Genomic DNA, 14,351 nt, shown 5'->3' on the forward strand with positions numbered 1-14,351 from the left:
TCTTGAGCGGGCTGATAGCTAGCGGGCTAAATTATAAGACAAAATGTCGAGGTTGTGGATGTTTTACGCAGCCTTTGGGCGAAAGTTTAATAGTTGAACAAAATTGACGAGAAAGTGAGGTCATATAAGGTTGTAAATATGACAAAATTGCCTAAGTTGAATGAAATATTTCATGCTAAAAGTGAATCAATAGGTATGATTTTTATATTAAGATTTTGAATATATTGAAAAAATACTAACATTTAAAATATGACAATATTGTCATAAATTTGTCATAAAACTTTCGCATAATGCACTTATCAAACTATAGGACATCGAACATGTTGACAGGTTTAGTGATGGCTGCGGGCTTTTGTGTATATATCGCAGCGACTTGGATGTACGGTCAAAAAGAAGATCAGGCTTAAGCTTTATCTTCTTTTTTTGTTTTAAGCTTTCTTCAAATCTCAGGGCAACCACATACTTTGCATCATAAATAATCACTATTTTTATATTAACCTGAGTTCGATGATTTTTATCTAACATATTACAAATAAAAGAATAATTATATCAGAGTCTTACCGTTTTAATTCATATAGCAGGATTAACCTTCGGTTCGACCTACTTTTCTTTCGGGAAAAGTAAGCAAAACCATTGTCATCCACAAAACCTGTTTTAATTCTTGGAATCTATTCATTATTTCGCAAAAAAAATATCTTATAAAAAACCACGTAGGTTGTGGATGACGTTTCCGTGTCTCATATAACATACATAAATTTAATGCCGAACTCTGATTGTTATTTAAATATAGGCTAACTGAACTACTAAAAACACAAAAAGATTGAAATTTAGACAAATCTTGCTGTTGCCCAGCTTCAAATCTGCGCTTTATCCTATCGAAGGGTTCTAATTTTTCCGCATTTGGGATGGAGAATAGCCAAAGTGCTTTTTAAAGCGATGACTAAAATGGCTACTGGAGCTAAATCCATACTGTTCCGAAATCTCCGTCATATTGGCAGTCGTCTGCTGTAGCGCTTGCTGTGCCAGTTCAAGTCGACGTTGCATTACATATTGGTGTGGTGGCATGTGCATGGATTGCTTAAACATATGGGCAAAATGGTATTCACTGAGCTGCGTTTGCTCGGCCAAATCTGACAAGGTCAAGCTTTGCTGAATATGTTGATCAATCCATTCTAATAACTGTTTCAGGCTATATGGAGACAGCCCGCCTTTGACTTCAGGGGCTTGCCACTCGGTATGGCTATAATTTTTAATCAAATGATTGAGCAGAAGTGTCGTGGCAGTACTCATCTGCAAATGATTTTCACGGTTCTGCCAAGCCCCATTGAGTAAAAAGTGTCGGTAGATCATCGAAATCTGTGGGTCGGCCACGAAACTTTGTGGATTTAAAATAATTTGGCTCGGCTCACGATCCCACACCTGTTCGGCGACGCGTTGTAGATGTTGCTCAGTATAGTACAGATGCACAAAAGTCAGGGGGTCACGCAAATCCCAAGTTGACTCAAAATCTTGTGGCATCAGGCACATATGATCTGGCCCACCGCCATTATGCCAACCTTGTGCTGTTTTTTGATAACTGTGATATCCCCCTTGAATGTACATGCTAAGGGTATGGTGGTTACTGCAAACACTGACGCGGTCTTGGTTGTTTTGCCACATGGCCAACTGCATGCCCGAACCTAACTCGACCGAGTCGAGGAGTTGGGCTTTATGCTGTTGTAATTGATCTAGAATCTGATATTTCATCATCTATACGGAGTGCCGAATGGAAGAATGAGTGTAGGACTTTGATTTCATTTTGTCATCTATATCCGAAAACCAGTAAAAAAAACCACAAGTTCATGATAGTGACCACAAGAAGGTGCAAGCAATGGGACAGCTAAACCAAGCACAATAGCGTGAGTGGTTTGAGTTGGATTGAAAGAGTATGAATGCGCTGTTATATGCTTTGGTGGTCGTGATTTGGGGAACGACATGGATTGCGATAAGTCTGCAACAACAAAGTGGAATATCGACCAATGTGGCAGTGTTTTGGCGTTTCTTTATTTCAGCTCTGGTGCTCTTTGCTTTTGTTGTGTTGTGCCGAAAACTGCAAAAATTGGCTGTAAAAGATCATCTGTTTTGTATGTTACAAGCGTGCTGTATTTTTGGTTTTAACTTTGTCTGTTTTTACTATGCGGTGCAATATATTAGTAGCGGTTTGGAGGCCGTTATTTTTTCGATGGCGGTCATTTTTAATACCCTCAATGCCAAACTATTCTTTGGACAACAGGTTTCTACACGTTTTTACCCTGCGGCTTTGTTGGGAGGGTTGGGCATTATTGCCTTATTTTGGCATGATGTGGTGGGAAGTACCTTAAACAACCATACGCTGATAGGGATTGGTCTTTGTGTGTTGGGCACTTATGGTTTTTCACTGGGCAATATGATCAGTGCGCGTCATCAAAAATACGGTCTGGATATTTTCACCACCAATGCTTATGGCATGCTATATGGTTCACTTCTGATGGCGTTGATTGCTGGATTTAAACACGACGAGTTTTTCCCCGCTATGGAATTTAGTGCAGTGAGTGCTTTATTGTATTTGGCTGTTTTTGGTTCAGTGATTGGCTTTACTGCTTATTTCTATTTGGTCGGAAGGATTGGGGCAGGCAAGGCAGCTTATAGTACCTTGTTATTTCCGTTGGTGGCTTTGGTGATTTCGACTCTTTGGGAAGGGTATCAATGGCATATGAATGCGGTGATTGGGGTGATTTTGATTTTATGTGGTAATGCAATTTTCTTTATCAAGGCACCTAAGTTGAGGCTGAGTCAAATGTTGAAGTGAAGCTGAGAGTGTATGAGAAAATTAAAAGATATTCTGCACTATAAATGAAAGGCTTAGGTGTTTTTCATCCTGTGTATTATGCTCATTTTAGAGAACTTCATGTATGGCTTTATAAATGGATTTAAAAACGTTTGAATTATTCGCTCGTTACAACGTATGGTCTACTCAAAAATTAAACCAAGCTTTAAAAAATGTCTCTGATGAAGATTTTAATGCTGAATGCGGACTGTTCTTCAAAACTATTTCTGGAACGTTGAATCATTTGCTTGTGGGGGAGCATTATCTATGGTTTCCTCGGTTTTCATCGAAACCATCGCCTCTACTGAAGTTAAATACCATCGTAGAAAAGATAAACTCATGTTTGAGTTAGAAAGCAGAGCTCACCATTGGATAGACTTTTTAAAACATGTTGATGTGGAAAAATTTGGACATGATTTACACTACAAAACATCGGCTGGACTAGAAATGAGCCTACCCTATGCTGCTACATTATTGCATGTGTTTAACCATGCAACGCATCATCGGGGGCAAGTCACAGCAGCTTTAACTTCAATGGGCTATCTATGTCCAGAGATTGATATGGTGTATATGTTGATCTAAGACCGTCAGTAAATTAAACAGAATAGTTATCACCGTTAAAAAATAGACATAAAGTCTTTGTTAATAAACATTATTTTAGTTCTAACGAATATAAAATCTTTTCCAAATTAGGGTTCAATTTTTGATTTAATAAACGTTAGTAATTCTTGGAATAATGGATGCCATTCAGCGCTTGGTGACTCAAACAGAGGGTGCCAAAAGAAATTAAATTCTAATCCACCGTCATCATTGCAAAAATGTGTCCAATGCTCTTTTAAAGCTTTTGTGCTATGGCAGATAAATACATGCCAGTTCGGGCCTTGCTCAGATGGATGATGTAAACCTAAATATGAGTGAATATGTGCAGATAAAATACCAGACTCTTCGTAAAGCTCCCGCAGAGTCGCTGTTTCTAACTCTTCATTCACTTCAACTGTACCTTTTACGATTTGAATACCCGCAATTGGATGTTTAAACACTAATATTTCTGTTTTTTGATTGATATTTCGAAATATAACTGGGACGACTTTTTCGATTAATATCATTTTTGAATTTTATCCAAGAGGCAAGTCTGTACACTACTTAAAAGGTAGATAAGGTCATGGATATGGTCGCGGGCTATATTGGAGCATCTGGTTATCAAAAGCTATTAGGGCGTTTTTCGACTAAAAATAGCATTCACCAAATATACATGAATGCATCATGACGCTGTATTGGCTTTAAGCCGAAGTGCTTCCATCTCAATCTCAACCATTTTTTGAGAATTGTCATGTTTATTACTCAACTCAGCAAACCTCTGTCGATCTGGTGAGTCCGATAGGATGATATTACCCATTTCAATTTGAAGATTATTGTCCTTTTTTAGCCTTTCACGAGCGGCTGTGACTTCTGAGCTTTTTAGAGACACAGCATCGTAATTTTGATTCAGACTTTGAATGCGTTTGTTTGATTTTTCAATTGCAGTTGTCAACGCATTCATATCATGCGTTTCCAAGGCATGTTTTATCTCCATCATTGAGCTTTCAGCTTCTTGTTTGGTTGCTCTTGATTGTGCTCTGAGTGCAATGAGGTCATGTTTGATGTCTGCGGCATTATCTTGACTCAGATGTGAGGTGCTATGGGGTGGAGTATGAGCTGTAACATTGAGCTCAGGGTCTGATTTTACCTGTTGTCGCGTGTTGTTTAATGCCCCTGAATTCAGTTGAGGGTAAATCATGTGTTGTAAGGCTCTCATTTCACTGACAGAACTTTGTTGTATCACGCTGATTTGCGCTTCTAATCCAGTGATGCGATCCATCTGTGGTGGATTTTTAGTATTTTCTTGTGCGAGCTCAACTCCCAGAAGATGAACTTGCTTAAATTTTTCACTGAGCGCAGCAACCTCATGGCTTTTGAAGTGTGTTGCATCTAGTGTAGCGTTAAACTCAAGTGAGTGGGTTTTCAGTTGCTCAAGTAGAGCAGGTAGGGCATCGACTTGTTTATTTTGACGAGCTGCTTTAAGTGCGTCTTGTGCACTCAAAATGGCTTGAGAGTTTTTATTCGCAATCTGATCCAATGCATCAAGATCAGTTTTAATATCCGTTGGATTGGCTGTACTTAAGTTTTTATGTGTTGGTGTTGAGTCTGATGATATTTGTTGCTGTTGATTAGACTCACTGCATGCTGTCAGAGAAAATGTTGCTGTCAGTAGAATTGGAAGCCATTTTTTATTCATTATGAGACCAATGATTTAGAATTTAATTATATGGCTTGAGTATATTGTTTAAGTATCTGAAAAGTAAAGCCTTACCATTTTTCTGTGTTTTGATTATGCCCATAAATATAAAGCAGTTAAGCTTTGGCTTCATATTGTTATGCGCTATAAAATAAAAAAACCACCCAACTTTTTAGCTGGATGGTTTGGATCACATCAACTCGATTTAAGCGGTTGCTTGCTGTTCCGCTTGAATTGCAGTGAGTGCAATCGTAAACACGATGTCATCCACCAAAGCGCCACGAGACAAATCATTTACAGGTTTATTCAAACCTTGCAACATTGGGCCCACACTCACAACATTTGCAGAGCGTTGTACGGCTTTATAGGTTGTATTTCCTGTATTTAAGTCAGGGAAAATAAATACATTTGCACGACCTGCAACTTTAGAATCAGGTGCTTTCGAGCGTCCGACACTTTCAACCGATGCTGCATCGTACTGAAGTGGCCCATCAATCAACAGATCAGGACGACGTTCTTTCGCTATACGTGTTGCCTCAGCGACTTTCTCTACTTCAGCACCAGCACCAGAGGTACCCGTTGAGTATGAGATCATTGCAATACGAGGGTCTAAACCGAAAGCTTTTGCTGAGTCAGCCGATTGAATCGCAATTTCAGCGAGTTGTTCTGCGTTTGGATCTGGGTTAATGGCACAGTCACCATAGACATAGACTTCATCAGGTAACAGCATAAAGAACACGGAAGAGACCAATGAATACTCAGGCGCGGTTTTAATGAGCTGAAATGCTGGACGTACGGTATTTGCAGTGGTGTGTATTGCACCTGAAACTAAGCCGTCAACTTGATTGAGTGCTAGCATCATGGTACCGAGAACGACCGTGTCTTGCAGTTGTTCGCGTGCCTGTAGCTCATTCAGTTTGCCGTTTCGTAGGTCCACCATTTTTTCAACATAGTTTTCACGAATCAAATCTGGGTCAATAATTTCTAAGTCATGTGGAAGTTCAATACCACGTGCTTTCGCCACTTCAACCACGGCTTCAGGTTTCGCCAATAAGATACAGTGGGCAATACCACGAGATTGGCAAATGGCAGCAGCTTGAACTGTACGTGGTTCATCACCTTCGGGTAGAACAATACGTTTCTTCGCAGCAATTGATTTTTGAACCAATTCATGGCGGAAAGCTGAAGGGGAAAGGCGTGGTTGGTACGATCCGTTCAACATCTCAGTGAGCCATGCCTCATTGATATGGCTTGATACAAAACGGGTAACTTGTTCTGCACGCTCAGTATCATCGACCGGAATTTCGTTGCTGAGATTGGCTAAACTCTGCGCGGTGTCAAACGTGCTGAGTGATGTATGTAAAATCGGCAAGCCTTGTTTAATCGCTGTTTGGCAGAACGTGAGCACTTGCTCGTTTGGCGTATGGTGCTCGGTCAGTACGAGCCCTGCTAATGGTATACCGTTACTGCTGGCTAAGCTTGAAGCTAATAGTACATCAATACGATCTGATGCACTAATGATGAGCTCACCTGCGACAAACTTATGAAGTTCGTGCTCAATATTCGATGCAATTAAACTGCTATGTAATACACGACGTTGTGTTGCATCGCCTTGATTGATCCATTCTGCCTGAATATGCGCAGCTAAGTCCGACATACGCGGTACGCTTAACGTGTTACTAAACGGAACTAAACCAATTACTGGCAGTTTGTCTGAACCGAGTTTTGGATGGGTCTTTTGGAGTTCAATAATGAACTTATTGGTATCGCTAACTAAACGGAGACTTGGGTCAATCGTCACAGGAATATGTGCCGAGTCATCAGGTAAACCCTTGGTACGCATTAATAACACACCTGCGGTTCGCTCTGAACTTGCACCACCAAAATAACGGAGTTGACTATCAACTTTCTCAGCCGTCGCACTTGGTTTATTAATGTCTGCATTGCTGACGATGATCACTTTAGCATCGAGCGCTTGGGCAAGTTGCGCGTTTAGTTCAGACGCAAAAGAATCACGGTTGTTTGGGACTAAACCTTCAACGATAATCAGGTCATGCTTACGTGCAATGGTGCGGTGTAGGCGAACTGCATCTTCAAGTAACTCATCATTTTCACCTGCGCTAAGTTGCTGCAAAATAGTGTGATAATTAATGGGTTCAACAGTTTCGTTTTTAGACACATGGTGGTAGAGCGCCGTTGTACGGTCTGCACCTGTGGTCAGTTCTTGAGAAAATGGTTTTAAAAAGCCAGCTTTAACACCTTGGCATTCTAGTGCATAAACCAAACCTAGGCAGGCTGATGTTAAGCCTACACCTTCCCCAGTCGGCACAAGTAAAATTGTTTTCATATATTTATTCGTCATACAAGAAATTAAAACAGACTTGAACGAATGTAACGACCGCTTAAGCGATCGCTACATTGTCTTCAGACTTTTTTGCAGCAGTTTGAATCACCTCATTGGCTACAACATGCTCAGTCTCTTTCGCAATACGTCCTTCTTCATCAGTTGGTACAACCCAGATCTGTGGACCTGTGCCTGCATCAATACGACCTTCAGTACCACGCTTTAGATTGTCATTGGCTTCTTTGCTAAAGTTGAAACCAAAGTGTGGGAGGTAAGCAATCGTTTTTTCGCGAATATATGCAGAGTTTTCACCAATACCGCCAGTGAAGAATAGGCCATCCAGTCGTGGTAAACCACAGCTCAGTGCAGCTAACGATTTTGCAAGGCGATAACAGAACACCTCAATGGCTAAAGTTGCATCTTCATCACCTTGTTCAGAGGCTTCAATCAACGTACGCATGTCATTTGAAAGATCAGACAAACCGAGTAAGCCTGATTGGCTATTCAGCATTTTATCAATTTTATAAATATCCCAACCTAAGTTGTTGGCAAGGAAACTATGTAAGCTTGGATCGACATCACCGCTGCGGGTGCCCATCACGACACCTTCAAGTGGCGTTAAGCCCATTGAGGTATCAACACTTTGCCCATTCCAAATTGCACAAGTAGAACTACCATTACCCAAGTGTGCTGTTAACCAGCCCCCTTGTTTAAAGCTACCTGCCAGTTCTGAACCGCGTTCAGACACATAAGCATGGCTCGTACCGTGGAAACCATAGCGACGTACATTGTGCTCAGTATATAAGAACTTCGGTACAGCATAGCGGTATGCATGCGCAGGCATGGTTTGATGGAAAGCCGTGTCAAACACAGCCACTTGAGGTAGCTCTGGAAATAAACGCATAGTTGCGTCAATCCCAACCAAGTGAGCTGGGTTGTGGAGTGGTGCAAGTGGTGTCGCTGCACGAATGCGTTCTACAATTTCTTCTGTTAAAAGCTCAGCTTTGGTCAATGTACCACCATGTACGACGCGGTGACCAATGGCTTGAGGGTTATAGTGTGAAAGACGTTCTAAGATCGTTTCCAATGCTTTTTCATGATCGGCGTGTGGAATCGACAATTCAAGGGGTTGACCACCCGCTGTAATGCCTTTGATACGAGCTTCAGCAGAACCTAAGTTCTCAGCTAAACCAAAAATACGATCTTCACGACGTTCAGAAACGAGTGCATATTTGATTGATGAAGATCCGCAGTTAATTACTAATACTGATGTAGACACGTTTTAATACCCGATTCTAATTGAATTATCCGTCCTAGAACTGATCTTCATGCAGTACGTTCTTATGCAATCTTGATCATTTTTTATGTTGTATCATGTGTATATTTTTAGTCCTAGATAGACTTTAGGTGATTAGACTTAAGCACTATCGACCGTCTGATGAATAATAATTAAAATTTATCGGTTCATAATTTTCATTTATTCATGAAATGATGCCGAAATATTATTCACGTTCAGCCTTTCAAAAATAGCATGCTGTATACCCAAAGCAGTTAAATAGTTTGTGGCATTCCTGTTTGTTTTTGATATTGCATCGAAGATCAGCACAACTTCAATACAATGAGTGCAATCATAAAAAGTCATGACATCACTTTAGTTAGACCATGTCATATCTCAACCATGGTTCTCCTCAGTTCCAAAGCTCTAGTCAACGACAAAGAATGAGAGGCACTTCTGATATAGATGGTGCTTTTGAGTTTTATATTTTAGGGAATTATTCAGATATAAAAAAATGTTCAGCCCTTCGAGGAGGGCTGAACATTTTGCCTAAATATCAGTCGGAGTGATTATTGGCGAATTTGACCATCACCAAATACAATCCATTTTTGTGAAGTCAGGCCTTCTAATCCAACAGGTCCACGTGCATGGATTTTATCAGTTGAAATGCCAATTTCAGCACCTAAGCCATATTCAAAACCATCGGCAAAACGGGTCGAGGCATTGATCATGACAGAGCTTGAATCAACAGCGGCCAAGAACTCACGAGCTAGAGAGTAGTTTTCGGTAATGATTGAATCGGTATGATGTGAGCCATATTTATTGATATGCTCAATCGCTTCTTCCATACCCGATACCACTTTCACGGCCAAGATTGGACCAAGATATTCGGTGTACCAATCTTCTTCTGTCGCTGTTTTGACGTCTGAACCTAAAATTCGTTGTGTTTCAGTACAGCCACGTAATTCCACTTGTTTTTCTGTATAGAGCTCAGCGACACGGGGTAAAAACTCATCCGCGACTTTTTCATCGACCAACAAAGTTTCCATTGCATTACATACACCGTAACGGTGAGTTTTTGCATTGAGTGCAATCGGGAGGGCTTTTTGTAGGTCAGCTTGTGCTTCAACATAAACGTGACAGTTCCCATCCAAGTGCTTAATCACAGGGACACGGGCTTCATTGCTGATACGTTCAATCAGGCTTTTGCCTCCACGTGGAACAATCACATCAACAAATTCAGTGAGTGTAATCAGTTGACCCACTGCTGCGCGGTCTGCGGTGTTAATGACTTGAACCGCATGTTCAGGTAAACCTGCCAGTTTTAAACCGCGTTGAACAGCTTCAGCTATTGCTTTGTTTGACTCAAGTGCTTCAGAGCCACCACGTAAAATAATGGCATTGCCAGACTTCAGTGCCAATGAAGCTGCTTCTAGAGTCACGTTAGGGCGAGATTCATAAATCATGCCGACCACGCCTAAAGGAACGCGCATTTTACCGAGCTGAATCCCAGAAGGGCGATAGGCCATATCAGTGATTTCACCGACTGGGTCTTTCAGGCTAATGACATCTTTGAGACCTTGTAACATGCCTTTGAAGCGTGCGGGGGTAAGTTCTAAGCGATCAAGTAAGGCACTGTCTAAGTTGTTGCTGTGGGCTTTATTCATGTCTGCTTGGTTTGCCGTTAAAATTGCGGGCTCACTGTTGACTAAAGCAGTATAAATAGCTGACAAAGCATTGTTTTTAGTTTCGGTAGAGGCGCGCGCCAAAATACGAGAAGCTTGACGTGCTTGCTGTCCTACCGTGTGCATGTATTGTTCAATCGACTCTTGCATAGCGGTTTGATCACTTAGAAATTTCACTAAAGATAGTAACAGTCTAATACCCGACCGCATAGTCTCTACATGAAAAATCCAGCAGATAAGGGAACCTATACATATTTTGAAATTGTTTTTTATCTAAAACATGATGAGCGGTTGCACAACCTGTTGCGCGTAAAAGAGTGCTCTGTATAGAATGAATTTTAGGACATGAAGTCCTCGTATAATTATTACAACATTGAAACCTTACTGATCATGGTCAAGGTGCCAGTGAATTTCTTGCAAAACAAAAAGTATAGGCAAGAGTAAGAGGGAAGGAACATGAATTCTATTATTCAAATGGATGCCGAGCTAGATGAATCTAATTTACGTTTAGGTTTTTTTGATATTTACCATCGGAATAGTTTTAAAGATCCTGCGCGAACCACATGGATTGAGGGCTGGAAAATTGAATATATGGCGATTGCTCGACCAGAGTCATTCCATCGCACACCTATTGTAATCATTGGTGGGGCATTTCAAAATTTTAACTCTTATAAGTATTGTGTGGAACAGCTTTTAGATGCAGGTCCAATTATTCTGATTGATTTGCCGTCGATGGGGGCAAATCAACAAATTCGTAATATTGATACCAGTCTGTCTGCGGGTACCTTAGAACTGCGTGATCTCGCACAAATGCTCGGACTTTGGTTAGATATTGAGGGCTTAGATAAAGTGTCAGTGATGGGCATGTCACTGGGGTCGGTGGTGGCATCCTGCCTAGCGGATCAACGCCCTGAGTTGATAGATCGCATGATTTTGATGGGTGTGATGCAAAAGACCCGTAAAAGCTGGCGGATGTTGCTAGAAGAATCCTTACACCTGATGCGTGAACAACGCATGGATGAGTTTGGTCAAGCAGTGATCTTGTATTTGGTCAACCATGCTCAAATGGATAAAACCCGAATGTCACCTACCGCCAAACGTTTGTTCTTTAGGCAGATGGCTGACTTTACTGGAACTGAGCAAGAGCGCTATGAAATCAACTGTAATCGTTTACTCCGTTTAACGGATGTGCCAATTCCGCAGTGCAAAGTGTTAGTGGCCTGCGGTCAATATGACAGCTTTACCTTACCGCATGAAAATGCCAATTTTGCTTTGCAATGTCCTAATATGGAATATGCACAGATTGCCAATGCAGACCATGTGCCACAGTTGCAACGGCGTAAAGAAACCATGCACTTGTTTGCGACCTTCCTAAAGGATGAGTCGATTCAAAATTTAGAGGGCATTATTCCATTTAGTCGAGCACAACTGCTGACGATGGAACGTCGGGGCGAAGCGCGAATTCAAATTCAACAACCTGAAACCTTTTTAAGCTATCGCCATTCAGATTTGGTAATTTCAACGGAAGTGGTGGACTTAAACTATTTTGGGGTGCTTTTACGCTTTGGGTCAGACTTGGCTGCTGTAGCGGCTGAATATCCACGTGATTTGGCTTTACACTTAAGTGATGAAGAAGGTGAGTTTCAGATCGAATGTTTAATTTTTGCTGAAGATGGCCCGTATCTCAGAGCCTTATTTAAACATGGCAGTTTTGAACTTGCTGAGCGTTTACTTCGTTTCGTTGCGCGCCAAAAACAAGAACTGGCATTGCTTGAAGCTGTAAGTTAGTTCTTGTTTAAAATAAAAAAACAGCGTTAGAGCGCTGTTTTTTTATGGATGATTTTAGCCTCTGTCTTAGACTGAATTCGGTTTTTGCCATTTGCTATGAATGATCCAGACCAAATCGCCTAAGTGTTCTTGTGCATCCAAATGTTGATATGTCTTCTGAGCGATATGCAGTGTTAAGGTTGGTTGGTGAACGGCAACCGTATGGAAGCCCGCTTGTTTAAAAAACTGAGCAGCTTCAGGTGGACTGACAAAGTGAAAGCCAAAGGCGCTACGTGACATCCATTTTAACAGTTTGCTACTGCTCCAGATAAAGTTAGCGAGCTTATTTTTCACAGGTTCTGGGTAGAGGTCAGTTAGATAATATAACTGATCGAACTGTTGCCCATATTCTACGATGCCTTGTAGCAATTGAGTCAACATGTCTTTATTAAAATAGTTGATTAAACCTTCGCTCACCACCACCAATGGACGGTTTGGATCAAACACTTCAAAAGCACGAGCAAAATCTGCGCTAAACAAGTCGGCAGAAAGCACGGCTGGACTGGTCTGATCAATCTGTTTTAAGGCTTGGGTTTTGATTTGTGCCATATCGGGTAAATCAAGTTCTCGATAGTCAATGTCGGGATACTGTTGGCGGAAACTCCAACCCCGAGGCGATAGGCCACTGGCAATTTCTAAAATTTGTAAGTTCGGGTGTTGTTTTATCAGTGCCCCAAGTTGCTCATCTATCATTTGGTGACGCTGTTTCAAGGTGGTGCGCATACTGCCACCGACATGTTTCTCCGCCCAACTTTCAAGTGGATGTACCAGTTTGGCCAGAAACTTCCCTTTGCTGGTGGCAAATACAGGATGTGAGATGCCCATGCTATACCAAATATAACCCGTATAATGTGCAGTAAAAGAGATGTGGCGGTGAACCGATAGGGCGTCTGTCATGGTATCCGTACCTGAGATTTTATTGTTTTCGTACTGTTGTGTGGGCAATGCAGTGCAAGCCATTTTATTTATTTAGCGTTTATCATAATGAAAAAAGGACATCTTGTGATGTCCCTTTGTCCGAAATATCGTGTTAGACATGGTCTAGGATATAAGTGTTTAACCTAAGCGGAACAGCTCGACTTGGTCACGGACTTTGGCCCAACTCTCACCTAGATGTAGCGTCGATGGAACGTTGATGTTTGGAATCTGACCACGCATGCGCTCTAAGCGAGCTTGGTTTGGTAGGGCAAGCTGACTAATCCCTTCCAAAGCCACACATGCTGCAGCTCGGTCATTACACACTAACCCCATGTCACAGCCTGCATGGAGTGCGGCTTGAATGCGTGCATTGGCTCCACCTGCGACACATGCGGCCTGCATGCTTAAATCATCTGAGAATAAGACACCATCAAAGCCTAGTTGTTGGCGTAAAACAGTTTGAATCCAATACGGTGAAAAACCCGCAGGGTTGGAATCAACTTGGTCATAAATTACATGTGCAGGCATGAGTGCATCCAACTGTGGCATGAGTTGGATAAAGGTCTGCATATCTTTGGCATAAATTTCATCATACGTGCGTGAGTCGATGGCTGCTGCGACATGCGAGTCTGCTTTGACTGAACCATGACCAGGGAAATGTTTGCCTGTCGACGCCATGCCTGCGGTTTTCATCCCTTTGAGAAAAGCACTAGCCAGTGGCACGATATCTTGAATATTTTTGGCAAAGCCACGGTCACCAATCACATCACTGATGTCATTTAAATCCAGCACAGGGGCAAAGCTAAAGTCGATGCCAACTGCGAGTACTTCTGTCGCCATCAGCCAGCCAGATTGTTCTGCCAAGTTTAAAGCTTTTTCAGGTTCGCTTAAGAATAGCTCGCCAAACTTGCCCATAGCAGGGAGTAGGCTAAAACCCTGTTTTAAGCGTTGCACACGTCCACCTTCTTGATCGACTGCAATCAAAATATCAGGGCGGATTCGACGCATATGGTCGGTCAGAGCGCGAACTTGGGCAGGAGATTCAATATTTCGTCCAAATAAAATCATGCCACCGACTTGCGGTGCTTGTAATAGTGCAATATCTTCTTGAGTAAGTTCTGTGCCTGCGATGTCGAGCATCAATGCGCCAATCATATTGGGTGTCCGTATTTGATTTTTTG

10 protein-coding genes and 1 pseudogene are annotated in these 14,351 nt (G+C 41.7%); 3 read left to right on the plus strand and 8 right to left on the minus strand.

What is annotated here, in order from left to right; genetic code table 11:
• Positions 1–885 precede the first annotated feature (885 nt).
• The gene (locus ACE01U_RS09625) at positions 886–1,746 is read right to left on the minus strand and encodes an AraC family transcriptional regulator (RefSeq protein WP_395579374.1); all 861 of its coding nucleotides are present in this window, start codon (positions 1,744–1,746) and stop codon (positions 886–888) included.
• A 181-nt stretch (positions 1,747–1,927) separates the two neighbouring features.
• Between ACE01U_RS09625 and ACE01U_RS09630 the strand changes: the two genes are divergently transcribed.
• Positions 1,928–2,827, plus strand: coding sequence for a DMT family transporter (locus ACE01U_RS09630; RefSeq protein ID WP_119064581.1), 900 nt, complete (start codon positions 1,928–1,930; stop codon positions 2,825–2,827).
• A gap of 115 nt (positions 2,828–2,942) precedes the next feature.
• Positions 2,943–3,427 (plus strand): annotated as a pseudogene (locus ACE01U_RS09635) (DinB family protein).
• A gap of 107 nt (positions 3,428–3,534) precedes the next feature.
• Here ACE01U_RS09635 and ACE01U_RS09640 read toward each other — a convergent pair.
• The 5 genes from ACE01U_RS09640 to ACE01U_RS09660 all read right to left on the minus strand — a co-directional run bounded on the left by ACE01U_RS09640 (position 3,535) and on the right by ACE01U_RS09660 (position 10,575).
• Entirely contained in the window at positions 3,535–3,951 is a 417-nt protein-coding gene (locus ACE01U_RS09640; protein WP_395579333.1) for an NUDIX hydrolase, read from the minus strand.
• Between the two features lie 155 nt (positions 3,952–4,106).
• Complete coding sequence (locus ACE01U_RS09645) at positions 4,107–5,120, minus strand: hypothetical protein (RefSeq protein ID WP_395579334.1); 1,014 nt, start codon at positions 5,118–5,120, stop codon at positions 4,107–4,109.
• 205 nt (positions 5,121–5,325) lie between these two features.
• Complete coding sequence (gene pta / locus ACE01U_RS09650) at positions 5,326–7,467, minus strand: phosphate acetyltransferase (protein WP_395579335.1); 2,142 nt, start codon at positions 7,465–7,467, stop codon at positions 5,326–5,328.
• A gap of 55 nt (positions 7,468–7,522) precedes the next feature.
• Positions 7,523–8,743: an acetate/propionate family kinase gene (locus ACE01U_RS09655; protein ID WP_086209927.1), complete on the minus strand. Its 1,221-nt coding sequence runs from the start codon at positions 8,741–8,743 to the stop codon at positions 7,523–7,525.
• A gap of 566 nt (positions 8,744–9,309) precedes the next feature.
• Positions 9,310–10,575 (minus strand): glutamate-5-semialdehyde dehydrogenase, encoded by a 1,266-nt coding sequence (locus ACE01U_RS09660; protein ID WP_395579375.1) that lies wholly within the window; start codon positions 10,573–10,575, stop codon positions 9,310–9,312.
• Positions 10,576–10,881: 306 nt separating this feature from the next.
• Between ACE01U_RS09660 and ACE01U_RS09665 the strand changes: the two genes are divergently transcribed.
• Entirely contained in the window at positions 10,882–12,213 is a 1,332-nt protein-coding gene (locus ACE01U_RS09665) for an alpha/beta fold hydrolase (protein WP_291373075.1), read from the plus strand.
• Positions 12,214–12,279: 66 nt separating this feature from the next.
• Here ACE01U_RS09665 and ACE01U_RS09670 read toward each other — a convergent pair whose 3' ends face one another.
• Positions 12,280–13,149 (minus strand): class I SAM-dependent methyltransferase, encoded by an 870-nt coding sequence (locus tag ACE01U_RS09670; protein ID WP_291373077.1) that lies wholly within the window; start codon positions 13,147–13,149, stop codon positions 12,280–12,282.
• Positions 13,150–13,308: 159 nt separating this feature from the next.
• Complete coding sequence (nagZ, locus tag ACE01U_RS09675; protein ID WP_086209924.1) at positions 13,309–14,325, minus strand: beta-N-acetylhexosaminidase; 1,017 nt, start codon at positions 14,323–14,325, stop codon at positions 13,309–13,311.
• Between the last annotated feature and the right edge of the window lie 26 nt (positions 14,326–14,351).

The sequence above is a fragment of the Acinetobacter halobius genome, from assembly GCF_044130335.1.
In the GTDB taxonomy this organism is placed as follows: Bacteria; Pseudomonadota; Gammaproteobacteria; order Pseudomonadales; family Moraxellaceae; genus Acinetobacter.

What these genes read in the sequence shown, in the direction of transcription:
- ACE01U_RS09625 (WP_395579374.1), bottom strand. Translation starts at nt 1,746, where the DNA reads ATGAAATATCAGATTCTAGATCAATTACAACAGCATAAAGCCCAACTC.
- ACE01U_RS09630 (WP_119064581.1), top strand. Translation starts at nt 1,928, where the DNA reads ATGAATGCGCTGTTATATGCTTTGGTGGTCGTGATTTGGGGAACGACA.
- ACE01U_RS09640 (WP_395579333.1), bottom strand. Translation starts at nt 3,951, where the DNA reads ATGATATTAATCGAAAAAGTCGTCCCAGTTATATTTCGAAATATCAAT.
- ACE01U_RS09645 (WP_395579334.1), bottom strand. Translation starts at nt 5,120, where the DNA reads ATGAATAAAAAATGGCTTCCAATTCTACTGACAGCAACATTTTCTCTG.
- pta (WP_395579335.1), bottom strand. Translation starts at nt 7,467, where the DNA reads ATGAAAACAATTTTACTTGTGCCGACTGGGGAAGGTGTAGGCTTAACA.
- ACE01U_RS09660 (WP_395579375.1), bottom strand. Translation starts at nt 10,575, where the DNA reads ATGCAAGAGTCGATTGAACAATACATGCACACGGTAGGACAGCAAGCA.
- ACE01U_RS09665 (WP_291373075.1), top strand. Translation starts at nt 10,882, where the DNA reads ATGAATTCTATTATTCAAATGGATGCCGAGCTAGATGAATCTAATTTA.
- ACE01U_RS09670 (WP_291373077.1), bottom strand. Translation starts at nt 13,149, where the DNA reads ATGACAGACGCCCTATCGGTTCACCGCCACATCTCTTTTACTGCACAT.
- nagZ (WP_086209924.1), bottom strand. Translation starts at nt 14,325, where the DNA reads ATGATTGGCGCATTGATGCTCGACATCGCAGGCACAGAACTTACTCAA.